Origin of the sequence: Photobacterium galatheae (assembly GCF_000695255.1) — a bacterium.
In the GTDB taxonomy this organism is placed as follows: Bacteria; Pseudomonadota; Gammaproteobacteria; order Enterobacterales; family Vibrionaceae; genus Photobacterium; species Photobacterium galatheae.
The window spans coordinates 15395-40047 of the sequence record NZ_JMIB01000017.1; the positions used below are offsets into that span (position 1 = coordinate 15395).

The 24653-nt window shown below is 53.2% G+C and carries 22 protein-coding genes; 15 read left to right on the top strand and 7 right to left on the bottom strand.

Going from position 1 to position 24653, the window contains the following annotated elements:
• Nucleotides 1-19: 19 nt before the first annotated feature.
• Complete coding sequence (locus tag EA58_RS08460; protein ID WP_036751380.1) at nt 20-2059, bottom strand: sensor domain-containing protein; 2040 nt, start codon at nt 2057-2059, stop codon at nt 20-22.
• Between the two features lie 521 nt (nt 2060-2580).
• Between EA58_RS08460 and EA58_RS08470 the strand changes: the two genes are divergently transcribed.
• The 3 genes from EA58_RS08470 to rimI are packed head-to-tail and all read left to right on the top strand — an operon-like array spanning nt 2581 to nt 3960.
• On the top strand, nt 2581-3087 hold the full coding sequence (locus EA58_RS08470; RefSeq protein ID WP_036751384.1) for a GNAT family N-acetyltransferase: 507 nt from the start codon (nt 2581-2583) through the stop codon (nt 3085-3087).
• A gap of 23 nt (nt 3088-3110) precedes the next feature.
• On the top strand, nt 3111-3512 hold the full coding sequence (locus EA58_RS08475; protein WP_036751386.1) for a DNA polymerase III subunit psi: 402 nt from the start codon (nt 3111-3113) through the stop codon (nt 3510-3512).
• Nucleotides 3505-3960 carry a ribosomal protein S18-alanine N-acetyltransferase gene (gene rimI, locus EA58_RS08480; protein WP_036751388.1) on the top strand — a complete coding sequence of 152 codons (456 nt, stop codon included), beginning with the start codon at nt 3505-3507 and terminating at the stop codon, nt 3958-3960. The genes EA58_RS08475 and rimI overlap by 8 nt, the downstream gene beginning before the upstream one ends.
• Here rimI and EA58_RS08485 read toward each other — a convergent pair whose 3' ends face one another.
• A complete protein-coding gene (locus EA58_RS08485) occupies nt 3961-4869 on the bottom strand; it encodes a LysR family transcriptional regulator (protein ID WP_036751390.1) in 909 nt (302 codons plus the stop codon).
• Nucleotides 4870-4978: 109 nt separating this feature from the next.
• On the opposite strand from EA58_RS08485, the gene metE reads away from it, so the two are divergent.
• Complete coding sequence (gene metE, locus EA58_RS08490) at nt 4979-7255, top strand: 5-methyltetrahydropteroyltriglutamate--homocysteine S-methyltransferase (protein ID WP_036751392.1); 2277 nt, start codon at nt 4979-4981, stop codon at nt 7253-7255.
• Nucleotides 7256-7378: 123 nt separating this feature from the next.
• Here metE and EA58_RS08495 read toward each other — a convergent pair whose 3' ends face one another.
• Nucleotides 7379-8260, bottom strand: a complete 882-nt coding sequence (locus tag EA58_RS08495) for a U32 family peptidase (protein WP_036751394.1) — start codon at nt 8258-8260, stop codon at nt 7379-7381.
• A gap of 17 nt (nt 8261-8277) precedes the next feature.
• Nucleotides 8278-9285 carry a ubiquinone anaerobic biosynthesis protein UbiU gene (ubiU, locus tag EA58_RS08500; protein WP_036751397.1) on the bottom strand — a complete coding sequence of 336 codons (1008 nt, stop codon included), beginning with the start codon at nt 9283-9285 and terminating at the stop codon, nt 8278-8280.
• Between the two features lie 237 nt (nt 9286-9522).
• On the opposite strand from ubiU, the gene ubiT reads away from it, so the two are divergent.
• Entirely contained in the window at nt 9523-10002 is a 480-nt protein-coding gene (gene ubiT / locus EA58_RS08505) for a ubiquinone anaerobic biosynthesis accessory factor UbiT (protein ID WP_161781022.1), read from the top strand.
• A 173-nt stretch (nt 10003-10175) separates the two neighbouring features.
• Here ubiT and EA58_RS21545 read toward each other — a convergent pair whose 3' ends face one another.
• Entirely contained in the window at nt 10176-10385 is a 210-nt protein-coding gene (locus EA58_RS21545; protein ID WP_152547968.1) for a hypothetical protein, read from the bottom strand.
• Between the two features lie 5 nt (nt 10386-10390).
• Here EA58_RS21545 and prfC point away from each other — a divergent pair, with 5 nt between their 5' ends.
• Nucleotides 10391-11971 carry a peptide chain release factor 3 gene (prfC, locus tag EA58_RS08510; RefSeq protein WP_036751399.1) on the top strand — a complete coding sequence of 527 codons (1581 nt, stop codon included), beginning with the start codon at nt 10391-10393 and terminating at the stop codon, nt 11969-11971.
• A 97-nt stretch (nt 11972-12068) separates the two neighbouring features.
• On the opposite strand, the gene EA58_RS08515 is transcribed toward prfC, so the two are convergent.
• Nucleotides 12069-14753 carry an ImpA family metalloprotease gene (locus tag EA58_RS08515; protein ID WP_051641962.1) on the bottom strand — a complete coding sequence of 895 codons (2685 nt, stop codon included), beginning with the start codon at nt 14751-14753 and terminating at the stop codon, nt 12069-12071.
• Between the two features lie 219 nt (nt 14754-14972).
• Between EA58_RS08515 and EA58_RS21810 the strand changes: the two genes are divergently transcribed.
• The 8 genes from EA58_RS21810 (at nt 14973) to deoD (ending at nt 22740) form a co-directional block, all read left to right on the top strand.
• Entirely contained in the window at nt 14973-15215 is a 243-nt protein-coding gene (locus EA58_RS21810; protein WP_152547969.1) for a hypothetical protein, read from the top strand.
• Nucleotides 15202-16005 (top strand): TatD family hydrolase, encoded by an 804-nt coding sequence (locus EA58_RS08525; protein WP_235199579.1) that lies wholly within the window; start codon nt 15202-15204, stop codon nt 16003-16005. Before EA58_RS21810 ends, EA58_RS08525 begins: the two co-directional genes overlap by 14 nt.
• Nucleotides 16006-16216: 211 nt before the next feature.
• Nucleotides 16217-17500, top strand: coding sequence for a NupC/NupG family nucleoside CNT transporter (locus EA58_RS08530; protein ID WP_036751403.1), 1284 nt, complete (start codon nt 16217-16219; stop codon nt 17498-17500).
• A gap of 317 nt (nt 17501-17817) precedes the next feature.
• Entirely contained in the window at nt 17818-17988 is a 171-nt protein-coding gene (locus EA58_RS08535) for a XapX domain-containing protein (protein WP_036751405.1), read from the top strand.
• A gap of 418 nt (nt 17989-18406) precedes the next feature.
• Complete coding sequence (gene deoC / locus EA58_RS08540; RefSeq protein ID WP_036751407.1) at nt 18407-19180, top strand: deoxyribose-phosphate aldolase; 774 nt, start codon at nt 18407-18409, stop codon at nt 19178-19180.
• A gap of 178 nt (nt 19181-19358) precedes the next feature.
• Nucleotides 19359-20690 (top strand): thymidine phosphorylase, encoded by a 1332-nt coding sequence (deoA, locus tag EA58_RS08545; protein WP_036751409.1) that lies wholly within the window; start codon nt 19359-19361, stop codon nt 20688-20690.
• 12 nt (nt 20691-20702) lie between these two features.
• A complete protein-coding gene (locus tag EA58_RS08550) occupies nt 20703-21935 on the top strand; it encodes a phosphopentomutase (RefSeq protein ID WP_036751411.1) in 1233 nt (410 codons plus the stop codon).
• Between the two features lie 82 nt (nt 21936-22017).
• On the top strand, nt 22018-22740 hold the full coding sequence (gene deoD, locus EA58_RS08555; RefSeq protein WP_036751413.1) for a purine-nucleoside phosphorylase: 723 nt from the start codon (nt 22018-22020) through the stop codon (nt 22738-22740).
• Nucleotides 22741-22959: 219 nt separating this feature from the next.
• On the opposite strand, the gene EA58_RS08560 is transcribed toward deoD, so the two are convergent.
• Nucleotides 22960-23577 (bottom strand): YtjB family periplasmic protein, encoded by a 618-nt coding sequence (locus EA58_RS08560; RefSeq protein ID WP_036751415.1) that lies wholly within the window; start codon nt 23575-23577, stop codon nt 22960-22962.
• A gap of 113 nt (nt 23578-23690) precedes the next feature.
• Between EA58_RS08560 and serB the strand changes: the two genes are divergently transcribed.
• Complete coding sequence (gene serB / locus EA58_RS08565) at nt 23691-24644, top strand: phosphoserine phosphatase (RefSeq protein WP_036751417.1); 954 nt, start codon at nt 23691-23693, stop codon at nt 24642-24644.
• Nucleotides 24645-24653: the final 9 nt, after the last annotated feature.

The window sequence follows — 24653 nt, forward strand, 5'->3', positions numbered from 1 at the left end:
TGAAGTACCTGAGTGATTGTTAATACCGGGTTCGAAAGTTTTTGAGCAAAATGGTTTCCAAGTCATTTTTCGGCAATGGGCGGAAAAAATGGAAGCCCTGAATGTAATCGCAGTTGAGATTCGACAGCAGCGCAGCCTGCTGGCGGGTTTCGACGCCTTCTGCGACGACGCACATATTGAGCGATTTCCCCAGATTAATGATGTTTTCGATCAGGGTTAGCTGTTTCGGGATGGTTTCCAGATCCTTGATAAAAGCCCGGTCAATTTTCAGTTCATCCAATGGAAAACGGGCCAGGTAAGACAGGGATGAATAGCCGGTGCCGAAATCATCGATCGACAACGCAAACCCAAGTTTCTTGATGGCGTTCAGCATCTGAATTGTGTGTTCGTTTTCTCCCATCATGGCGCTTTCAGTCAGCTCGAAGGTGATATCGTCCGGGTTCACCTCAGTGGTGCGTTGTAAATCAGACACATATTGGATCAGGTTTGGATTGCCAAACTGCTGTGGGGACAGGTTGATCGCCACCCGGCCTGGCAGTAGTCCTTGTTTTTTCCATCGCTTGACCGTTGTAAACACTTCCCGCATTACAACTTTACCCAACTGCTCGATCAGCCCGGAGCGTTCTGCAACAGGAATAAACTGAGCCGGACTGATATAGCCTTCAATCGGATGCTTCCAGCGAACCAGTGCTTCCGCACCATGAATGGAGAAATCGCGCGCACTGACTTTCGGTTGATACCAAACTTCCAGCCCTTTATTCTGCAGCGCTTTCTGTAGTTCGATTTCAAGCCATAAACGCATTCTGGCTTCTTTATTCATCGTTTCATCAAAGGTAACCAGACGGTTCCGGCCCCGGTTTTTGGCTTCATACATAGCTGTATCTGCATGCTGAAGCAGCAACCGGGCATCACTGCCATTGCCCGGATAATTCACCATCCCAATGGAGCAGGCGAGATGCTTGCTGAAATGCATCAAGTCAAAGGGCTGGTTGACCAGCGCAATAATTTTCTTTGAAACTTGCTCTCCCATATCCGTCTGAACAGGCTCTGGCAGCAGAATGCCGAACTCATCTCCCCCAAGGTGGCCAATCACAGCATTCTCTGGCAGTAATTGGCGGAGGCGGTGAGAGATCTCCTGAAGGACGCGATCGCCGATGTGGTGGCCCAGTGAATCATTAATGTTCTTAAAGTTATCAATATCCAGATACAGCATCACCAGCGGGATCTGGCGGCTGATCATTTGTTCCAGACGTCGGCTGAAACCATGGCGGTTATAGAGTCCGGTCAGTGGATCGGTATGAATCAGCTGTTCGACCTGATCGGGATGTACCTGCTGTTTCTGCGGTTGTTTCAGGACCACAAGACTGGCAGGGGAGCCGACGAGCTGAATGTCGCCCTGTGTCAGGGTTAAGGCATGTTCCGTCTGGCATTGTGGGCTGGTCAGGCAGTGGTAGGTTTTGCCACGACTCAATTCTGCCAACTGCTCACCAAAAGGACGGTTATTCCGGCTGTCGATCAGCAGTTGCCCGAGATCTTCACCAATGATGGCCTCTGTGGACGAAAACCCCAGAAGTTGTGCTGCGACAGCATTTGCTGACAGGATCTGATTTTTCTCAATGAGCAGGCAGCCGTCGGCCATGAGCTGACAAAGCTGGTTGAATTGATCTTCCCGCTCAGCAACGGCATTGGCTAACTGAAGGCGCTCTGAAGTGTCAATGGCATGTAATACGACATGGGTGATCTCTGCGGTTTCATTTCTCAGCGGTGACAGGCTGAAATGCAGACTGGTGTGATGGCGGTGCTCGTCCAGAATAATATCGCCTTCAACACACTCGCCTTTAAAAGCACGTTCGTAATAAGGCTTCAGTGATTCATAAAAACCCTGACCCAGAATGTCAGCGTCGGTGCAGCCCACTAATTCTTCACAGTTGAGGCCGCTCAGTTGGCTATAGTGCTGGTTCACAGCGGTGTAGCAATGATGCTTATCCAGAATAGCGAACAGGAATGGGCTGTTGCCTGTCAGTTGAAAAAACCAATTGTTGATGAATTCAGTCGGCATGGCGATATGATCTGTTTCAGTTGACACCCTTTGGATGCCCTTGTCTGGCTAAGTCGTACCCGTAATATAACGTCAGAAAATAGCGAATTGTCAAAATTTCATGCATTCGTGAGAAAACTTTGAATTATGGGGCAAAAAATATGGATTTATTGACATTGGTTACAAAAATATGACAACGCTGTTTTCAGTATTCATCGCTAACACTGTGTTTTGAATAAGGAATGTGTTGGCCGATGATAGCGATACGCCTCAGGCATGAAACCTTCCAAGTCAACTTTTCCGGTCATTTTTACAAGAATTCTCCTGAATTTTGGTTTCAGAAACGGAAAAACAAAATTTTGCTTGTTCAAATATTGAGCGATCAGTCCTGCTGTTTCCAGGGGCGGGATGAAAGCCATTCATGACAGTGATGAACAGGACAGGGATACTGGCCCGCGTAAAGAAAGAGGTTGTTATCGTTCTGGCCAGCCCGCACAATATGGACTGTAAACAGTCTGGTGACTGTTTTTCTGAGGATGATTATGCTGATACGAACTGAAGTGCCATCGGACATTCTGTCCATTGATGCCTTACTGAAAGAGGTATTTGATACCCCGGCTGAAGCAGAGCTGGTGATGGCTTTGCGCGAACAAGGCCAGCGGACGTTGTCGCTGGTGGCCAGCTCGGATGAAGGTGACGTGATCGGGCATATTTTCTTCAGTCCGGTGACTGTAGATGGTCAGGACAATGGCTGGCAGGGTTTGGCGCCCTTGTGTGTGAAGCAAGACTATCGTGGTCAGGGGATTGGTCAGACCCTGATGCAGGAAGCGACAGAGATCCTGGCAGAGCTGGGTTATCCGGTGGTCGTCGTGCTGGGTGACAGTCAGTATTATCACAAGGCCGGATTTGTGACAGCGGCGGAACATGGGCTGCATTGCAGCTGGCCGGTGCCGGAAGAGTCCTTTATGGTGCAGGAGTTATTGCCTGACTCGCTGAACGGGCATCAGGGGCTGGTGGCGTATAGCGCACCATTTTCAGCGCTCTCATAATACGCTCTAAAAAGAAAAGAACGATGCAACAAAGAGATATCCAGATTCTTCAGGAAATGGGGCTGACCAGCTGGCAGATTCGGAAACCGGATTGCTTTCCGGCGCTGTCTCAGCCTGTGATTGATTTACCGGAAAGTTGCCAGTTGCTGTTTGTGACGACAGATATTCTGAATGAACATGATGCCTGGCTGTTTGGCAACATTCTGCGCAGTATGAAACTGACCCCGGCACAGGCACTGACCTTGCCACCGCATGCGCTGGCTGATTTAGGTGAGCATCATCTGACCTGGTGCTGGTTTGCAGGTTGTGAGGGGGTTGCGCCGAGCGACTGTCATGTTTTGCATTCGGCGGCACTGAGTCAGATGCATCATCGCCCTGCAGATAAAAAAGCTCTGTGGCAACAGATCTGTGCATTCAATGGTTGAATTCATTCCTATGTTACCGGCCCATCTGGATGATGTGTGGGCGATTGAGCAGCGCGCACATCCCTTCCCCTGGACGGAAAGTCAGATCCGGGAAACGCCGGGCCGGTTTGCCCTGAATCTGACTCTGTTGATTGATGGCGAAGTGGCGGGCTATTGTTTCGGTCAATCGGTGGCCGGCGAGGCGAGTTTGCTCAATATTGCGGTTGATCCGCAGCGACAGGGGCAGGGGCTGGGCCGTCAATTACTGGCGGCTTTTGTGGCTGCTGCACAAGCCGAACATGCGGAAGAGATCTGGCTGGAAGTTCGCGCCAGTAATGTCCGCGCCAGCCAGTTGTATTTGGCGAATGGTTTTACCCTGATCAGCCGCCGGGAAAATTACTACCGGGCCGATAGCACCATCAGTGCGACCGGCCGCGAAGATGCGCTGATGATGAAGGCTGAACTCTGATTATTCCGCGCCTGTCTTACTGTGTTCAGACAGCGAGTCTGCCAGCGTAATAAAGGCGCTCAGATAATCAATATTCAGATCGGTTTCTCTGACGCCGAGATGAATATTTTTGTGAATGCCGGTTATTCCCAGTCGGACAGAAACGATCGGCAATTTTTCTTCATATTCCTTGGCCAGCCATTTGGGGAGCGCCGCGACGCCACGGTCTGCTGCCACCATCTGCAACATAATATCTGTGGTTTCAATCCGTTTATGCTTCCGTGGGCTACACTTGGCCGGTGTGAGAAAACTGGTGTAGATATCCAGCCGGCTTTGCTCAACGGGATAAGTGATGAGTGTTTTATCCATCAACATTTCCGGCGCGATGTATTCAGCCGCCGCCAGCGGACTCTGTTCATTCACCACCAGCACCTGTTCATAGTCAAAGACCGGGATATACCGGATGCCCGGCCGCAGCAGCGGATCAGGCGTCACCAACACATCAATTTCATAACCGAATAGTGCGCCCAGCCCGCCAAACTGAAACTTCTGTTTCACGTCCACATCCACATCCGGCCAGGTTTTGAGGTAAGGATTCACAACTTTCAGCAGCCATTGATAGCAAGGATGGCATTCCATTCCGATACGCAGGGTGCCGCGCTGGCCACTGGCAAACTGCTGCATCTGTGCTTCGGCATGCTCAAATTGTGGCAAGACTCTTTCGGCCAGGCGCAAGAGGTAGTTCCCGGCCTGTGTAAAGTGCAGGTTTCGGCCGGACTTGCTCCAGACCGGTGTGCCGAGCTGCTGCTCCAGCTTCTTCATGCTGTGGCTGAGTGCTGACTGGCTGAGATAGAGGGCATCGGCGGCGGCGGTCAGCGAACCCCGCCGGTGAACTTCCCGCAGAATCGCCAGATGGCTGCGTTCAATCATGGTTTTTCCTTAATTCATGATTAGTATTCATAGGTTGATGAAATAATGCCATTTTAATTCATCATTAGATAGCCATAAGATGTCTTCAACAACTTTGGAGGACGTACAGATGGCTAAAATTCATAACCTGGGTTTCCCGCGTATCGGCGCAAACCGCGAACTGAAATTTGCACTGGAAAAGTACTGGAAAGGCGAAAGCACACAAGGTGAACTGACCGAATTGGCTGCAGGTCTGCGTCAGAAACACTGGCAACACCAGTCTGCACTGGATCTGACCCCGGTTGGCGATTTCTCTTTTTATGATCAGGTGCTGGACACCAGCTTCACACTGGGGAATATTCCGGCCCGTGTTGAAGGGCTGGCGGGCGATGAGCTGGACAATTACTTCCGGGTTGCCCGGGGCCGCTCTGCCCATGACAGTGGCTGCAGCTGTGTTCACGCTGGTGAGATGACGAAGTGGTTCGATACCAACTATCACTACATTGTGCCTGAATTTACGGCAGACACCCGTTTCGAACTCAATCCTCAGCGTCTGCTGGCACAACTGGAAGAAGCGCAAGCACAGGGCGTTGCAGCGAAGCCTATCCTGGTTGGCCCAGTGACTTACCTGTGGCTGGGTAAGGAAAAAGATAGCTCGAATAAGCTGGATTTATTGGAACAACTGTTACCGGTTTATGCGCAATTGCTCAGTTTGCTGGCTGAGAAAGGCGTTGAGTGGGTACAGATTGACGAGCCGATTCTGGTGACTGAACTGTCTGCGGAATGGCAGCAGGCATTAGAGAAAGCCTATCAAACCCTGAATCAGGGCAAGGTGAAGCTGCTGCTGGCGACTTATTTCGGCGAACTGAAAGAAAACCTGTCGCTGGCGGTGAACCTGCAGGTCCAGGGGTTGCATGTGGATGCGGTTCGTGGTCGCAAGGAAGTGGATGCTGTGATTGCGGCGTTGCCGGCGGACAAAACCCTGTCGCTTGGGGTAATCAACGGCCGGAATATCTGGAAAACGGATCTGAATGCTGTGCTGAACTGGCTGGAGCCGATTGCCCGTGATTTGGGGGAACGTTTGTGGATCGCGCCTTCCTGTTCCCTGCTGCACGTGCCGGTTGATCTGAACAGTGAACAGAAGCTGGATGCGGAAATTAAATCCTGGCTGGCCTTTGCCTTGCAAAAACTGGACGAACTGTCCGTGCTGTCCCGTGCATTAAATGAAGGCCGTGAATCGGTGGCGCAGGTGCTGGCAGACAATCAGGCAGCGATCGACAGCCGTCGTCAGTCAACGCGTGTGAATAACCCGGATGTTCAGGCCGCCGTGGCTGCGATTACCCCGGCGCTGGGTCAGCGTCAGCATCCCTATGCCGAAAGGATTGCCAGGCAGACAGCCCACCTGAATTTGCCTGCGTTCCCAACGACCACTATTGGCTCATTCCCGCAGACGGCTGAAATCCGTCAGGCGCGTCTGAAATTCAAGAAAGGGGAGCTGGATCAGGATACCTATATCCGCCAGATGCAAGCGGAGATCGCCCACGCGGTGCGTGAGCAGGAAGCGCTGGAGCTTGATGTGTTAGTGCACGGAGAAGCAGAACGTAACGACATGGTTGAATATTTCGGTGAGCAACTGGACGGCTATGCCTTCAGTCAGTTCGGCTGGGTGCAGTCTTACGGTTCCCGTTGTGTGAAGCCGCCAATTCTGTTCGGTGACATCAGTCGTCCGAACGCAATGACGGTGGCCTGGACTCAGTATGCTCAGTCGCTGACCGACAAACCCATGAAAGGCATGCTGACCGGCCCTGTGACGATTCTGAACTGGTCTTTTGTCCGTGATGATCAGCCACGCGCCGTATCCTGTTACCAGTTGGCACTGGCGATCCGCGAAGAAGTCTTGGATCTGGAAAAAGCCGGCGTGAAAGTCATTCAGATCGATGAAGCTGCGCTGCGTGAAGGGTTGCCGCTGCGTCAGTCCGAGTGGCAGGAATACCTGAACTGGGCCGTTGAATCTTTCCGGATCACGGCCAACGGTGTGGCGGATGAAACGCAGATTCATACCCACATGTGTTACTCCGAATTCAATGACATCATCGCCTCGATTGCAGACATGGATGCTGATGTAATCACCATTGAGACCTCGCGTTCAGACATGGAACTGCTGGATGCATTCGATCACTTCAGGTATCCGAATGAAATTGGTCCGGGTGTGTACGATATTCACTCGCCGAACATTCCGACCGAAGCACAGATGGTGAAACTGATACAACTGGCTGCGCAGCGTATTCCTGCTGAGCGCCTGTGGGTGAACCCGGACTGTGGTCTGAAAACCCGTCAGTGGGCTGAAGTGTTGCCGGCACTGAAGAACATGGTTGCCGCGGCGAAAACATTGCGTGCGAACGCGTAATTGCTTCTGAGTTCTGCGCGTCAGCGAAGGCTGCACCTGAATCAGGGCAGCCTTTTTTGATGCTGAGGGCTTGTTTCTGAATCGTGAGACTGCCAGATGTGTCAGGCCGTCCAGAATGGCTGCTCAGACCGTCTGCATCTCCAGACCAGACAGCCGGTGCCAGTAGCCGTTACACTGAATCGGGTCTGCTATCGGGTGCCGCTCAGAGGCCAGTTCAGCGGTTTTGAACGCCGCCAGAGTTTTCAGTGTGTCGATACCGAGCGGGCTGATTCGAACCACATCAACCAACCCCTGCATTCCGGGTAAATCATTGATCAAGTTATAGCAGTAACCAGACTGGGTCTGGATACCGTTGAGGGTAAACAGGCGCTGTCCTTCCTGGCTGTTTGCGGCGAGTCCTTCTGGATAATGAATACAGCAGGTCTCACATTCATCCTTGCCTCGGCCTTCAGCCCGGGCGGTAAAGCAGCGTGCGGAGTAGGCGAGCGGCAGGTAGCCATAACTGAAGACTTCGGTCTCGAACTGATCCCGAATGCCTTGTGCGTCACAGTCTTGCAGCACATGTACCAGCCATTCCCGTGACAGTTCCACCGGCATACACCAGCGGGTCATCCCTTGTTTCAGAAACAGTGCTATGGTCTGAGCGTTGTAGCAATTGACCGCCGGTCCGACGACAAAAGGTACCTTGTGTTGCCGTGCAAGATGAATGGCCGAGACATCATTGGCTTCAATGCTGAATTCACCGTTATCGATGTATTTTTTCAGGACATTCACTTCGCTTGGCGCTTCAAGCAATGCCTGTGTGGATAGCACAACTTCCTTGCCCGCAGCCGCCAGCATTTGAGCTAGCTCCAGCCAGTCCCGGACTTTCATCTCCCGCCGTTTGGCACAGACGGTTTCGCCCAGATAAACCGTGTCTGCCTCGCTGCGACAAGCGGCTTCATAGAATTGCGCGACATCGGTTTTCGGCCAGAAATATAACAGTGGCCCCAGTGAATATTTCATCGTTGTTCTCCTGTTATTTATTGCCACTGTCGCTGATAGGCACCCAGTGTGGTTTGTGACCCTTCTGATAAGTCGCTTAGTGCTTGCTCCCAGTCTGGCCGGACTTGATAAGCATCCGGACTGGCCCGGTAGCTGTCGATAGCCTGTCGCCAGGTACGCGTAACTTCCGCGACATAGGCCTGACTGCGCTGACGACCTTCAATTTTGACCGAGGCAATCCCGGCCGCAAATAGCTCAGGCAACAGGCTCAGGGTATTGAGACTGGTCGGAGACTCCAGCACGTGGGAGCGCTGGGACTGACCCTTGACGCAGGTTTCGAAACGCCCTTTACACAGGGTCGGGTACCCCGCTTTTTCATGATCCTGATAGCGGTCGATCAGAATGCCGTTGAGCCGTGACTCCAGCCCCTGCGGCGTTTCCTGCCAGCGGACAAATTTGGCCGGTGAGCAGGCACCGACGGTGTTCGGCGATTCCCCTGTGAGATAAGACGACAGATAACAGCGCCCTTCGGCCATGATACAAAGGCTGCCGAAGGCGAAGACCTCCAGTTCAACATCGGTATTGCGTGCCAGCTGTCTGACCTGATGAATCGACAGCACCCGGGGCAACACCACACGCTTCACATTGAAGTTCTCGCGGTAAAAGGCAATGGCTTCAGTATTGGTAGCTGACGCCTGAACCGACAAGTGCAGTTCGAGATCCGGATAGCGGCGCGATGCGTAATCCAGCACGGCAATGTCAGCGACGATCAGCGCATCGACGCCCAGTGCGGCGGCTTTGTCGACTGCCTGCTGCCAGCGGTGAAAGCCGTCGGGGTGGGCGAAGGTATTCAGGGCAATATGCAGCTTACGGTCGTGTTTGCGGACATAGTCCACCGCTTGCGCCAGACGTTTGCCTTCAAAGTTCAGACCGGCAAAATGCCGGGCGTTGGTGTCGTCTTTAAAACCGATGTAGACCGCATCGGCACCATGGTCGATGGCGGTTTTGAGTGCGGGCAGGTTGCCTGCCGGGCAGAGCAGCTCCATGTGAATGATCCTGATGGTTCACAAAATACTGCCCGACATCTTATTGTGCTGGCTGACGGCCGTGTTGATATGACTCAGGTTTTGCGGTGTTTTCGCGTCTCTGGCCAGTGATCAGGCGTGTGTACGGACGTGTGCTCTCACGCAGCAGACAGGTAAAAACATTGATTTACCGCAGGAAGCAGCGTCTGGTGTTGGCCTAGGATGGCGGCATCACATCGAATTGAAGAGGACAGCAAGGTGTATTCACCTAAATTTTCCCTGATCCATGAGCTTGCCCCGAGGCTGCTTCGCCTGCATTGTCGACTGACTCCTTTTTTTGTCCATCAGACGCTGATTGAGCAGGGACTCGACAAAGTGTTCAGTGAGGCGATTGCAGAGGGCGAGCTGGATTTTCTGGCCGGACGAACCGTGGCCATTGCCGTGGAAGATATCGACTGGCAATTCACTGTGACTCTGGTACAGGAGCGGCTGGCCGTGCAGCCCGCGGTGGCAGAACCTGACGCGGTGATGCGAGCCGCAAGCCGGGATCTGCTGCGCATCGCAGCCCGGCAGGTGGATCCGGATACCCTGTTTTTTCAGCGCCGGCTGAAGATGGAAGGCGATACCGAGCTGGGACTGGCCGTGAAAAACCTGCTCGATAGTCTCGATATGGACAGCCTGCCAAAACCCGTCGTGAAAGTGCTGGATAAGGCTGCAACCGTGCTGGCTGCTGAGTGACGGCTCCGGTCTTTTCAAGCTTGGATCGTGGCAGAACAGCCCGTCCGAGTACCGGATTGAATGCCCGCAGCCATTGATTGCTCGGGCTTTGGCTTTGCACATCACAAGAAGCTCGCAGCTTTGGCTGCGAGTGACTGTTTCTTTGCCCCGACTTTGCGTATAATTCCGCCATCTTAATCCCCCAGCCATCTCACGATGGCCTGGTACAGCGTCATTCCCATCGCCGAAACGGCACAGAAGAGCGAACAGAGGCCAGGATGTAACCACAGGTTAATCAAGCCAATGCCCGGATTGAACCGGGTCAAACTCAACTGGAATACCGGGCGTCTGGGCCAGAAAGCTGGCCAGCCTGGGCTGACTTTATTCGATAATTGGATCTTCACTGAATATGTCTTTTTTAACTGAAGTGGGTAAACGCCGTACGTTTGCCATCATTTCTCACCCGGATGCGGGTAAAACCACGATTACAGAAAAAGTCCTGCTGTTCGGAAACGCTTTGCAGCGTGCCGGTACGGTCAAAGGCCGCGGTTCAAATCAGCATGCCAAGTCTGACTGGATGGAAATGGAAAAAGAGCGGGGCATCTCGGTCACCACTTCCGTGATGCAGTTCCCGTATAACGATTGTCTGGTCAACCTGCTCGACACCCCGGGACACGAAGATTTCTCGGAAGATACCTACCGTACACTGACGGCAGTAGACTCCTGTCTGATGGTGATTGATGCGGCGAAAGGTGTTGAGGATCGGACCCGTAAGCTGATGGAAGTGACCCGTCTGCGGGATACGCCAATCGTTACATTCATGAACAAACTTGACCGCGACATCCGTGATCCGATGGAACTGCTGGATGAAGTGGAAAGTGAGCTGAACATTGCCTGTGCACCAGTGAGCTGGCCGATTGGTTGCGGGAAAGAGTTCAAGGGGGTGTATCACATCCACCGTGACGAAACAATTCTGTACGCGACCGGTCAGGGTCATACGATTCAGGACGTACGAATTGTCAAAGGTCTGGATAACCCGGAGCTGGATGCAGCCGTGGGTGAAGACCTGGCAGGGCAGCTTCGCGACGAGCTGGAACTGGTTCTGGGGGCATCGCACGAGTTCGATCGTGAGTTATTCCTGAACGGTGAATTGACGCCAGTTTTCTTCGGTACGGCACTGGGTAACTTCGGTGTTGACCACATGCTGGATGGTCTGACTGAATGGGCACCTGCACCGTTGCCGCGTCAGGCGAATGAGCGTCCGGTGGAAGCGCAGGAAGAGAAATTCTCGGGTTTCGTGTTTAAGATCCAGGCAAACATGGATCCGAAACACCGTGACCGGATTGCCTTCATGCGGATTGTTTCCGGTACTTATACGCAGGGCATGAAGATGAACCATGTCCGGACCGGCAAAAATGTCAGTATTTCGGATGCTGTGACCTTTATGGCCGGTGATCGTGCCCGTGCTGAAAATGCCTATGCCGGTGACATCATCGGTCTGCACAACCACGGAACGATCCAGATTGGTGATACGTTCACACAGGGTGAAAGCCTGAAGTTCTCCGGAATCCCGAACTTTGCCCCAGAACTGTTCCGTCGTATCCGCCTGAAAGATCCACTGAAGCAGAAGCAACTGCTGAAAGGTCTGGTGCAGTTGTCGGAAGAGGGTGCGGTTCAGGTGTTCCGTCCGTTGCAGAACAATGATCTGATCGTCGGTGCTGTCGGTGTGCTTCAGTTTGACGTGGTGGTCGCCCGTCTGAAATCTGAGTACAACGTTGAAGCGATTTACGAAGGGGTGAACGTCGCGACCGCGCGTTGGGTAGAATGTGATGACGCGAAGAAACTCGACGAATTCCGCCGCAAGAATGAAGTAAACCTGGCACTGGACGGTGGAGACAATCTCACGTACATCGCGCCAACCATGGTGAACCTCAATCTGGCGAAAGAGCGCTTCCCGGAAGTCGATTTCCGCGCAACCCGTGAGCACTAATCCGCTGAACTGAGCGCATGCGCTGAACGAAAATAGTGCGCTGCACTGAAACAAAAAGCCCCTGAAATCAGGGGCTTTTTTGTCGGTAATTTCCGCCTCAGAAGTAGGTCTTTGGCTGGTTCAGACTGGTGCAGTAATCGCTGTTTGAGGCGGGCTTGAAAAACGCCTTGTCAACGGCTGGATTGCCGAATGCGGCAACCTGACTGCTGGCTTTGCTGCTGTAGCTCAGGCCCAGCAAATCCAGATACGGCCGGTAGTCGAGGCCCGTCGTATAACTGGCAGCGATGAGCAGCCAGTCGTTATTGTCCAGCGTCCCCGCTTCAGCGCGGGTATAGTTGGAGAAGCCCAGCGCAGCCTTTCTGGCATCCCAGCTGGCATCATCGTTATCGGCATCAGAAAACGCTTTGTCCAGCAGATGTAGTCGCGGGATCAGGTGCCAGCCATTGCTCAGGGCGCTTTTGTCCTGCGCATGCATCATCATTTCGACGATCAATGCCGCGCCCTGACTCCAGCTGCTGTACCCCCGTCCCGCCATATAGGCAGCCGGATCGGCTTCCAGCTGACTTTGCTGGATATCGGCCAGAATGGTGTCGAAAGGCAGGGACTGGCACTGGTGCTCGTAGCCCGGCTCATTCACAGTTGCCAGAGACTTCGCATAATAGGAATAGAAGTTGGTGGTGGCATGGCCTTCAAAACCGTTGAATTTAAAGCGTCCGCTTTCAACGTTATGTCCGACTTCATGCAGATCACCATGCCCCAGCACACTAAAAGCCCAGCCGGCATCGTAAGGATTCCCAGAGCAGCCGTAGCCGCAGGTCGGCTGGTCGGCATTCATATGCTGGACCCGATCCCATTCAGGAATCGTCAGTGAATGCGCAGCGGCAAAGGAATCGACTTCGCTGATCGGTGCGATGTGCTCACCCTGATAGCCCGCCAGTGCCCGGAGTGCGCTGTGGTGGTAAGTCTGGATAAAGGTTGCCATTTCACCCGGCGTATCCCAGCGGCTGTTTTCAGACAGTGTGGTCTGCATCCGGCTGTTTCTTGAATGGACCTCAAAATGCTCGGTCGTCACTTCTGCCCAGTCGTAGGCGTTGTGATTCACGGCTGCAATGAAAGCGGCGTCATCACCGCCGGGTTTCCAGTACGGATGCAGGCCAATGTTGCGGAAGGCAAAGCTCATTGCAGTGCCTTTATCCGAAAAGCCAATCTGGACTGGGCCGCCATAAGGCGAGGTGAGGTGGCGGGTCTCTCCGGCCCGGATTGTCACCGGATGCGATTGCAGGAACTTCGGCCGGTTATAGCCATGATTGGGCGCCATAGGTTTGGTCGAGGTTGCGCGTTGGGTATTGATAAAAATGCTGGCGGCCACGTTGCTGTTGTCCGTCCGGGTGACGGTCAGCGTCTGACCCGGTAGTGCATAGACCCCGGCGGCACGCCACGGTGTTCGGCTGGTCAGTGTGACAGTTTTACGGGCCGGGGTGACGTGGCTGAAATCAGTCCGGCTGAAATTTCCCAGATCAGGCTGAACCGGATTGATTTGACGTGTGTGATACACCAGATGGTCGGCAAAGTAACTCCTTAAGAAGGCCAGTGTCGGCGTGGTGTTTTTCGACATCGGGAAACGGACGCTTTTCCGGTATTGATCCGCAAGCAGGATCAGGTGTTTTTCCAGCGTGTAGTCATCCGGCAGCGTGAAGATATCAGTGGCGGATTCATCAAGATTGCGGACAATGGCACGCAGCGATTCTGCCGGCGTCAGAAACTCGGTGCTGAAAGCCGGGATATTGTCACAGCTGTTGTTATCATCTTCACAGTCAGCAATATGGAAGCTGAAATTGTTGTCCCGGAGACGGGTGAGCAGTGTCTCGATACCGGACAGAGAGCCGGTCTTGGCCCGCATGTCGGCTGCTGAAGACCAGGTGGCTTTGTCCTGCGCAAAGTAGTTGCCCGCACCACCGACAGCTTGTGTCTGAACACCAAAGTAGCTCAGAACCGGGTTGGTCAGCGGTGTTGAGTTCCAGCTGTTGGTATGTACATAGAGCATAGCGCGCTTTCGGGCTGCGACGGCATCCAGCGCAGTCGTGACAGTCTGTTCGCTGAACGATCCGCTGGTACCTGTGATGACGAGATCGGCCTGTGACAGACAGTCAGATAACTGTGTTTCATCTTCACACAGGGTAAACGTCAGGTTCGGATAGCGGCTTTGCAGCCAGTTTTTCGATTGATTGAAGTGGCTGCTGCTGATCAGCGTAAACGACACCTTGAGGCTGGAACGGCCAGTGCTGAGCGCAGGGACCAGCAGCCAGTCGATGATGTTTTGCATGTTTGATGCAAAATCGCCGTGTGAGCCGGCATCCAGTTCACGCAGAATGTTGGTACCAAAGGCCACGCTGCGTCGTGCCTTTGCATCACTCAGGGTCACCAGGGGGTAGCCCTGATTTCCCGTGATCAGCTCTCTCGCACTGGTCAGGTGCTTCAGGCTGAAATATCGGGAGTTTCTGCCGGGATCGTATTGGATCGCATTCTGGCCAAAAATCTGGCTCTGCACTGAGGCCAGGCTGGCATGCTCTGCGCTGATGATTGATGCAATTCGTTGTTCCAGTGCGGTGCTGTCGTTGGGCAAGAGGCGGGGGTCACCCAGTTTCACGGCCGCATGAATCGGATCCAGGGGTAAGCTCGCCCCGTTTTGTCCGCCTGCATGCTGGCCGTCATTTTTTGTATCACTGCCACCGCCGCAGGCTGCCAGCGAAAGACAGAAAAGTAAGGAGCTGAGCTTTTTCATTCTAAAGTCGTTTTTATGAGTTTTATGATGCTTAGTATCATAAACGGCAGCTATTGATGTGAAATGCCGGAAAACTTGGGGTGAATCGCGAAAAATTTTGGTGACGCAGTGATTCACAGCGCTCTGGTTTCTGTGTTTCAGTACGGAATGCATCAAAAGATCATGATTGAACCCACATGCCTGACATCATCAGGATCAGGCTATTTTGAGGAAATACAGATGCGAAACACCATTCGAGCTTGGCTTGCAAGGTACGACGCCTGGTGCGAGCGCATGGGATTGATCCCGGAAAACCGACGTTGTTGTGCGCCGATTCGCTATGATGAAGATGATGCCCGTCATCCTGCGCAACGGGCAGCACGATTGAAAGCCTGTCAGACCCAGAACGAGACCGCGTCTCAGGCTCAAACCCAAAGCCAAACCCACACCGAGGGCACAGGTGATTTTCATGCGACTGATTGACAGCCACTGCCATTTTGATTTCCCGCCCTTTGCGGACAATTCCGGCGACTATCTCGACTTGGCCCGGCAGGCCGGTGTCAGCCATATCGTGATCCCGTCGGTCGGGGAGCGAAACTGGCAGCAGGTGAAACGCTTGTGTGAGGCGGCCCGGCAGCCCGGTCAGCCTGCGCTTTTCTACGCGCTGGGGATGCATCCGTACTTTGCAGAGGAGCACGGCCCAGAGACGCTGGCCCGGCTGGAACAGGCGCTGGAACAGGCCCGGGATGACCCGTGCTGTGTTGCTGTGGGCGAATGCGGGCTTGATTTCGCTATTCCGGATGCGGACCGCCAGCAGCAAATGGACTGGCTGGTGGCGCAACTTTCTCTGGCCAACCAGTACAATTTGCCTGTGATTCTTCACTGCCGGAAGGCTTTCCCCGAATTGCTGCAATGTCTGAAATGCTGCCCACCCATTCGGGGAGGTGTTTATCATGCTTTCAGTGGCAGTTTGCAGCAAGCGATTCAACTTCTTGATCTAGGTATCAAAATTGGTGTTGGTGGTACGATCACCTATCGCCGGGCGAATAAAACTCGCACTACAATAGCTCAGTTGCCCCTTGATGCATTGTTGTTAGAAACCGATGCGCCGGATATGCCACCGGCGGGTTTTCAGGGAGAGCCGAATCGTCCGGACAGAGTGGTGCAGGTGTTGAATGCTTTGGCCGAATTGAGATCAGAATCTGTGTCTCAGTTAGCACAGGCCACTCACAAAAATGCAGAAGTCTTGTTTGCATTACCTTCTCATATTTGAAGATTCTGACGTTTTTTTGGCTTTTCGTTGTGCATCAGGTGGAATTTGAGTGTGACTGTTATCACACTTGATGTTCAACTTTCACTCGGTTGCCAACTAAAGTGTGACGTGTGCATTACATGCTGATTGTTGCCATGCGTATAATGCGCCCGACTCCTTGAGAGCCGAATTGTCGAGACGCCAAAATTTAACTATAGGGATGCCATAAACTATGAGCTTGTTTATGAGCCTGGTTGGGATGGTTGTGCTGCTGCTGGTAGCCGTGCTGCTGTCTGATAACCGCAAAGCGATTAACTTACGTACTGTTGGGGGCGCGTTTGCCATCCAATTCTTCTTTGGTGCATTCGTTCTGTATGTACCGGTAGGCCGTGATGTGCTGTATGGTGCATCTCAAGCTGTTGCCAATGTCATTAGCTACGGTGACCAGGGAATTTCCTTCCTGTTCGGCGGCTTGGTATCAGGCAAGATGTTTGAAGTCTTCGGTGGCGGCGGTTTCGTCTTCGCACTGAAAGTACTGCCTGTTATCGTCTTCTTCTCTGCGCTGATCAGCGTGCTGTACTACCTGGGTGTGATGCAGTTTGTGATCAACATTCTGGGTGGTGCGCTGCAAAAAGCACTGGGTACTTCTCGTGCCGAATCCATGTCTGCAACAGCAAACATTTTCGTCGGTCAGACTGAAGCACCTCTGGTTGTGCGTCCGTTTGTACCGAAGATGACTCAGTCTGAGCTGTTTGCGGTCATGTGTGGTGGTCTGGCGTCTGTTGCTGGTGGTGTACTGGCAGGTTATGCGTCGATGGGTGTTCCTCTGGAATACCTGATCGCGGCATCTTTCATGGCGGCTCCGGGTGGTCTGCTGTTTGCAAAAATCATCAAGCCGGAAACGGATAAGCCTGTTGAGCAAATGGGCGGCGATGATGACAGCCACGACGACAAGCCTGCAAACGTGATCGATGCAGCGGCAGCGGGTGCCTCTTCTGGTATGCAACTGGCCCTGAACGTGGGTGCGATGCTGCTGGCGTTCATCGGTCTGATTGCGCTGATCAACGGTATGCTGGGTGGTATCGGCGGTTGGTTCGGTATGCCTGAGCTGACTCTGGAACTGATCCTGGGTTATGTCTTCAAGCCACTGGCCTTCCTGATTGGTGTGCCATGGAACGAAGCTGAAGTTGCCGGTTCATTCATCGGTCAGAAACTGGTTGTGAACGAGTTCGTTGCTTACCTGAACTTCACACCTTACCTGAAAGATGTGGCTGATGGCGGCATGGTGATTGCTCAAACAGGCGTTGCAATGTCTGAGAAGACCAAAGCGATCATCTCTTTCGCACTGTGTGGTTTTGCAAACCTGTCTTCGATTGCAATCCTGCTGGGTGGTCTGGGCGGTCTGGCGCCAAGCCGTCGTCACGAAATCGCTCGCTTCGGTATGAAAGCCGTGGCTGCAGGTACGCTGTCTAACCTGATGTCTGCAACCATTGCAGGTCTGTTCCTGTCACTGTAAGACGAACAGAACACATCTAAGGTGAAAAACGCCACAGCATTTTGCTGTGGCGTTTTTATGTGTCTGCCAGACAGGCAGGACAGATTTCAGCCTTTCCAACAAATTCAGTAACTATCTGAATCTTTTCCAGTAAAAAATGGCAAAAAGCGGTTCTGTGACCTTTTTTCCGTTTGCCCTGACGCGCATGCTATACCCCAGCGAAGCACTTCTCCTGAGGTTGCTTGGGAAGAAGGACACTTTGGTACCTGCGGTCTACACTCTGTGAGTGTTTTCTGGCTGTCGTTGTGTCAACGGCCGCCGCCAGACAGGAGCAGGCCATGAATGAAGTTGTCTTCGCTTTACTCGCTGGTGTCATCGTTGGTTTGTTATTTTCAGCACTGAAACTGCCGATTCCGGCACCGCCAGTATTATCGGGCGTCATGGGCATTGTGGGTGTCTATGTGGGCGGTCAGCTGTATCAGTGGATCATTGAACGGTTCTTTTCCTGAGCGTGCGCAGGCTTTCAGTCTGTGGGAATGCCCTTTGTCATCGGGTAAATGGGTCAACACATTATCCACGCTGGGAAACGTCTGAATGATGGTTCGCCTGAATTTGGCTTGGTAATATGACAGCGTAAGGTTGCAGAATCATGGATTCTGCATGAAAGCAGCCTGATGATTTTTGTGTCAATCAGGGTGTGAACTGAATGGCTGGTAAGGGGTTACGGCTCAGGATCTGTGCAGGAACTGTTCGGGAACTGTCCAGAAACCTACTTACGCGGTGAAAAGGATGTCAATCAGGAAAACCTGAGTCTTCACGGAATCAAGTCCGCTTCTGTTTCTCTGTGGCTACAATGACCGGTAAAGATGACAGGTCTGCGACAGGGGAGCAGAACACTTGGTAGAGCAATTTCGACTGGAGAAAGTCATGAGCGATTTAAAAACAGCGGCACTGCGTGCGTTAAAACTGATGGATCTGACCACACTGAACGATGACGATACGGATGCGAAAGTGATCGAGTTGTGTAAGAACGCAAAGACGCCGGTAGGCAATACTGCGGCGATCTGCATTTATCCTCGTTTTATTCCGGTTGCGAAAAAGCAACTGCGAGCGCAGGGCACCCCGGAAGTCCGCATTGCGACTGTCACCAACTTCCCGCACGGCAACGATGACATCGAGATTGCGGTTGCAGAAACCAAAGCTGCGGTCGCTTACGGCGCCGATGAAGTTGATGTCGTTTTCCCATATCGCGCTCTGATTGCCGGTAACGAAGACATTGGCTTTGAGCTGGTAAAACAGTGTAAAGCAGCCTGTGGTGACATTCTGCTGAAAGTCATCATTGAAACGGGTGAACTGAAAGATCCAGCGCTGATCCGCCTGGCTTCTGAAATCTCTATCAAGGCGGGTGCTGATTTCATCAAAACCTCAACAGGTAAAGTGCCTGTGAATGCCACCCCGGAAGCGGCTGAGATTATGCTGACCGTGATCAAAGACATGGGTGTGCAGGACAAAGTAGGCTTTAAGCCTGCGGGTGGCGTGCGAACTGCTGAAGATGCGGCGCAGTTCCTGGCCATGGCCGATCGTATTCTGGGTGCAGACTGGGCCGATAGCGCGCACTACCGTTTTGGTGCGTCCAGCTTGCTGGCAAACCTGCTGCACACACTGGGTGAAGGTGAAAAAGCCGCTGAAGGCGGTTACTGAGTCTGACGACTTCACCCCATAGGGAATACTGGTCTGTGGCGGCTGGTTGAATCACCGGTTGCCACAGGAACAGCCAAAAATATAAGGATAGGCAGCGCCGTGATGGCTGAACTGCTGACGGGTTATTAGTTCCCTTTTGCAGCGTTTTTGCCTTTCCTTAGCCACGTCGAGGCATCTTATGTACTTACCTCAGGAAATCATCCGCAAAAAACGCGATAATATCGCGCTGACCCGAGACGAAATTAATTTCTTTATTCAGGGCATCGCCAAAGACACGGTGTCCGAAGGCCAAATCGCAGCGTTTGCGATGGCGGTGTACTTCAATGACATGACCATGGACGAGCGTGTGGCACTGACCTGTGCGATGCGTGATTCTGGCATGGTGCTGAACTGGGACCACATGAATTTTGGTGGCCCGATTGTCGATAAACATTCCACCGGTGGCGTAGGTGACGTGACCTCACTGATGCTTGGCCCAATGGTGGCTGCCTGTGGCGGTTTCGTGCCGATGATTTCCGGTCGTGGTCTGGGCCATACCGGCGGCACGCTGGATAAGCTGGAATCTATTCCCGGCTACAACATTATGCCGTCGAACGACGTATTCGGTCAGGTGACCAAAGATGCGGGTGTGGCGATTATCGGTCAGACCGGCGATCTGGCACCCGCAGACAAGCGTGTCTACGCGACCCGGGATATCACGGCGACTGTCGACAACATTTCGCTGATCACGGCCTCGATTCTGTCGAAGAAACTGGCTGCCGGTCTGGAATCGCTGGTCATGGACGTCAAAGTCGGCTCCGGTGCATTCATGCCGACCTATGAAGCGTCTGAAGAACTGGCGAAGTCGATTGTTGCCGTCGCGAACGGTGCCGGCACCAAGACGACGGCCCTTTTGACTGACATGAATCAGGTGCTGGCTTCCAGTGCCGGAAACGCAGTGGAAGTGCGTGAAGCGGTGCAGTTCCTGACCGGCGAATACCGGAATCCGCGTTTGTATGAAGTGACGATGGCACTGTGTGCCGACATGCTATTGAACGCCGGTCTGGCCAAAGATGACCGTGAAGCCCGCGCGAAGCTGCAGGCGGTACTGGATAACGGTGCTGCGGCAGAGCGCTTTGGGAAGATGGTTCACGGTCTGGGCGGCCCGGCCGACTTTATTGAAAACTACAACAACTACCTGGCGACTGCAGACATCGTCAAGCCGGTGTTTGCTGAGCAAAGCGGTTTTGCCGGTGCGATGGATACCCGTGCACTGGGCATGGCCGTGGTCAGCATGGGCGGTGGCCGGAAAGTGGCAACCGACAGCATTGACTATGCTGTGGGCCTGACAGACATGATCCGTCTGGGCCAGCGTGCAGACAGTCAGACCCCGCTGGCCGTGATTCACGCACGCAGTGAAGCGCAGTGGCAGGAAGCCGCGAATGCAGTCCGTCAGGCAATCACAATTACAGAACAGGCACCCGCGGCGACCCCTGAGGTCTACCGTCGTATCCGTGCTGAAGATGTCTAAATTGGAGCAATGATGAAAAGAGCAATTATCCTGGTACTCGATTCGTTTGGTCTGGGCGCAACCGAAGATGCGCACAAATTTGGTGATGTCGGCTCAAACACTATGGGTCATATCGCCAAAGCCTGTGCGGAAGGCCGTGCCGACAATGCTGATCGCAGTGGTCCGCTGAATCTGCCGAACCTGACGCGTCTGGGTCTGGGGAAGGCGGCGGAAGAGTCGTGCGGTGAATTCCCGGCGGGTCTGGACCCGCTGGCGGAAATCACGGGTGCGTACGGTCATGCGGCTGAGATCTCCTCAGGAAAAGACACGCCGTCCGGCCACTGGGAAATCGCCGGTGTGCCTGTCCTGTTCGACTGGGGTTACTTTACCGACACCAGCAACAGCTTCCCGCAGGAACTGCTGGACCGCATCGTTGCGCGTGCCCAGCTACCGGGTTACCTGGGTAATTGCCATGCATCCGGAACGCAAGTGCTGGATGATCTGGGTGAAGAACATATGAAATCCGGCAAGCCGATTTTCTACACTTCAGCAGACTCGGTGTTCCAGATCGCCTGTCATGAAGAGACTTATGGTCTGGATAACCTGCTGGAACTGTGTCAGATCGTGCGCGAAGAGCTGGAAGACTACAACATTGGCCGCGTCATCGCTCGTCCGTTTATTGGTGCGGGCAAAGGTCAGTTTGAGCGGACCGGTAACCGTCGAGATCTGTCCATTGAGCCACCAGCGGCGACTGTGTTGCAAAAGCTGGTTGAGGAGAAGCAGGGCGAAGTGGTGTCTGTGGGTAAAATTGCTGACATCTATGCACACTGCGGTATCACTCAGAAAGTGAAGGCAACCGGCCTGGAAGCACTGTTTGATGCCACGCTGGCACAAGTGGAAAACGCTGTCGATAACACCATTGTCTTCACCAACTTCGTTGATTTCGACTCTGCCTACGGCCACCGTCGCGACGTCGCCGGTTATGCCGCAGCGCTGGAATACTTCGACCGTCGTCTGCCTGAGCTGTTGTCTCAGCTGAAAGAAGACGATGTGCTGGTCATTACCGCCGACCATGGCTGCGATCCAACCTGGCCAGGCACCGATCACACGCGTGAGCACATTCCTGTGCTGGTGAGTGGTCCGAAGATCCCAGCCGGTTCTCTGGGTCGCCGCGAGACGTTTGCCGATATCGGCCAGAGTCTGGCGAGCTACTTTGGTATTTCGGCGATGGACTATGGTCAGTCTTTTCTGTCACCGCGCAACTGATCGGTGACACCTGACGCTGAATGCGCAACTGGCCTCGCCCCGCATGGGGTGAGGCACTTAACATAGAAAAAGGAGCGAACAGATGGCTACTCCACATATTAATGCCGAAATGGGTGATTTTGCAGACGTCGTTCTGATGCCGGGTGACCCGCTGCGTGCGAAATTCATTGCTGACACTTTCCTGGAAGATGTCAAAGAAGTTTGTAATGTCCGGAATATGTACGGTTTTACCGGGACTTACAAAGGCCGCAAAATCTCCGTGATGGGGCATGGTATGGGCATTCCGTCCTGTTCTATCTACGCCACGGAACTGGTGAAAGACTATGGCGTAAAGAAAATTATCCGTGTCGGCAGCTGTGGTGCGGTTCGTGATGATGTTCATCTGCGTGATGTCGTGATCGGTATGGGTGCATCAACTGATTCCAAAGTGAACCGGATTCGTTTCGGTGGCCACGATTTCGCGGCGATCGCAGATTACGGTATGGTTCAGAATGCGGTTGAAGCAGCGAAAGCCAAAGGGATCGAAGTGAAAGTCGGCAACCTGTTCTCTGCGGATCTGTTCTATAACCCGAATTTCGACTTCTTCAAGACGATGGATAAGTACGGCATTCTGGGTGTGGAAATGGAAGCGGCCGGAATTTACGGTGTAGCTGCTGAGTTCGGTGCGAAAGCCCTGACGATCTGTACTGTTTCTGATCATATTCTGCGTGGTGAAGCGACCACCTCAGAGGAACGCCAGACGACTTTCCTTGAGATGATGGAAATCGCACTGGAATCTGTGCTGCTGGGTGACAAAGAGGCTTAAGACTAGCCGCTTCCTGTGATTTCTGCCCGGTAAGGGCGGACGCGCACGGGGCTTGTGTCCCAATCCAGTCAAATCAGCGAAAAAAAGACGACCAACCGGTCGTCTTTTTTTTCGCTGCTTTAACAGGTTCCCGCGGGAACCACGATCGATTTCGTTGTTTTATGGGTCAATGATATCGTTTCAACTGCGTTGCTTTCGCAACTGCGTTGCTTTCGCAACTCAGTCCTTCGCATTGGCCGTCAACAGGAACGGGAAGTGCCAGACGTCTTTGCGGCGGCCGAAGGTATAAGCCAGCACAAAACCGATAAAGAGTGCGGCGATCACCAGTCCCCGGACAATATTGGTCATACTTTCAATCTGATCGGCAGCATGTTGGACCAGTTTGCCGTGTTCCAGTGTCAGGCGCAGATAGCCGACGATCTGACCGTCATCTGTCAGCACGGGCTGAACGAGTTGCTGGCGGCCAATACTGGCGGTTGAGAGTGGCGTCGTCAGACCGGAGATTTGCTCCAGTGGCATAGCGTCTTCAGTTTGCGCCAGCGGCAAGCCTTCCAGATCGTAGATGCTGGCATCCAGAATCAGAGGCTCATCGGAAATTCGGTTGACCAGCGCCTGCAGCCGATCCTGATCTTTGTCGAGAATATCCTCGGAAGCCGTGCTGGCCGCCTGACGGGCAATCATGCGGGACAGGGCGTGTGTTTGCTCGCTCAGCATGTCGAAGTTGTTCTGATTCAGCCGGGCGCCATACTCCAGCATGAGGATCAGGCCAACGAAGCTGAAGGCCAGGACCAGAAACTGCCAGATACGCTGCATGCGTACAGTTTTGAACTTAAACATAGTGGAGACTTCTTTCATGAAACAAACTGAACAATATTGGGACTTGCCCTGACAAATTGCAATAGGGTACTTTGAAGGGAGATGAAATCGTTTTTACATGGATGTGAGATACCGTGCTGACCATTAAGAAACACACTTCGCTGCATACCCGCTTTCCCGAAAGTGTTGCCAGGAGCAACCTGGATGTGAAAAACGTCTCGACTGTCATCTACAGTCGTCAATCTCTGACCCCGGAACGACTTGGCCGTATTGCCTCCCAAAGCGGTGAATCGCTGTCTGTGATAGCGGCCTGGAAAGTCGGCCACTACGAGGTATTACTGCTGGAAAACCGTTTGAGTGAACGGCTGATCGCTGCACTGGAAGCACAGGAGGTCGACTACGCACCGTATCAGTCACTGCCGGATTTGTCCCAACCGGGGCTGGCTGTGTTTGATATGGACTCAACAGCGATTGAGATTGAATGTATTGACGAGATCGCCAAACTGGCCGGGGTCGGCGAGCAGGTTGCCGAAGTAACTGAGCGTGCCATGCAGGGAGAGCTGGATTTTGAACAGAGTTTGCGCCAGCGGGTCGCAGCACTGCAAGGTGCCGATGCAAAGATTCTTGAACAGGTTTGCCAGCAGCTCCCTTTAATGCCGGAAATGCGTGAGCTGGTGGAAGCGCTGCATCATTATGGCTGGAAGACGGCCATTGCTTCAGGTGGTTTTACGTATTTTTCGGATCACCTGCAAGATACGCTGGCGCTGAGTTATACCCAGTCGAATCACTTGGAAATTGTGGATGGCAAGCTCACGGGTAAGGTGTTGGGTAAAGTTGTCGATGCACAGACAAAAGCCGATATCTTGCTTGAGCTGGCGGAAGAATACGGGATTGCGGCACACAATACGGTGGCGGTTGGCGATGGCGCTAATGATTTGGTGATGATGGCTGCAGCCGGATTGGGCGTTGCTTATCATGCGAAGCCGAAAGTTCTGGCTACGGCACCGGCTGCCGTTCGCTATGCCGATTTAGGCGGTGTGTTCTGTTTGCTCTCCGCTTCTCTGTGGCCTCAGAAAATCGGCTGGTGAGTCAATCTC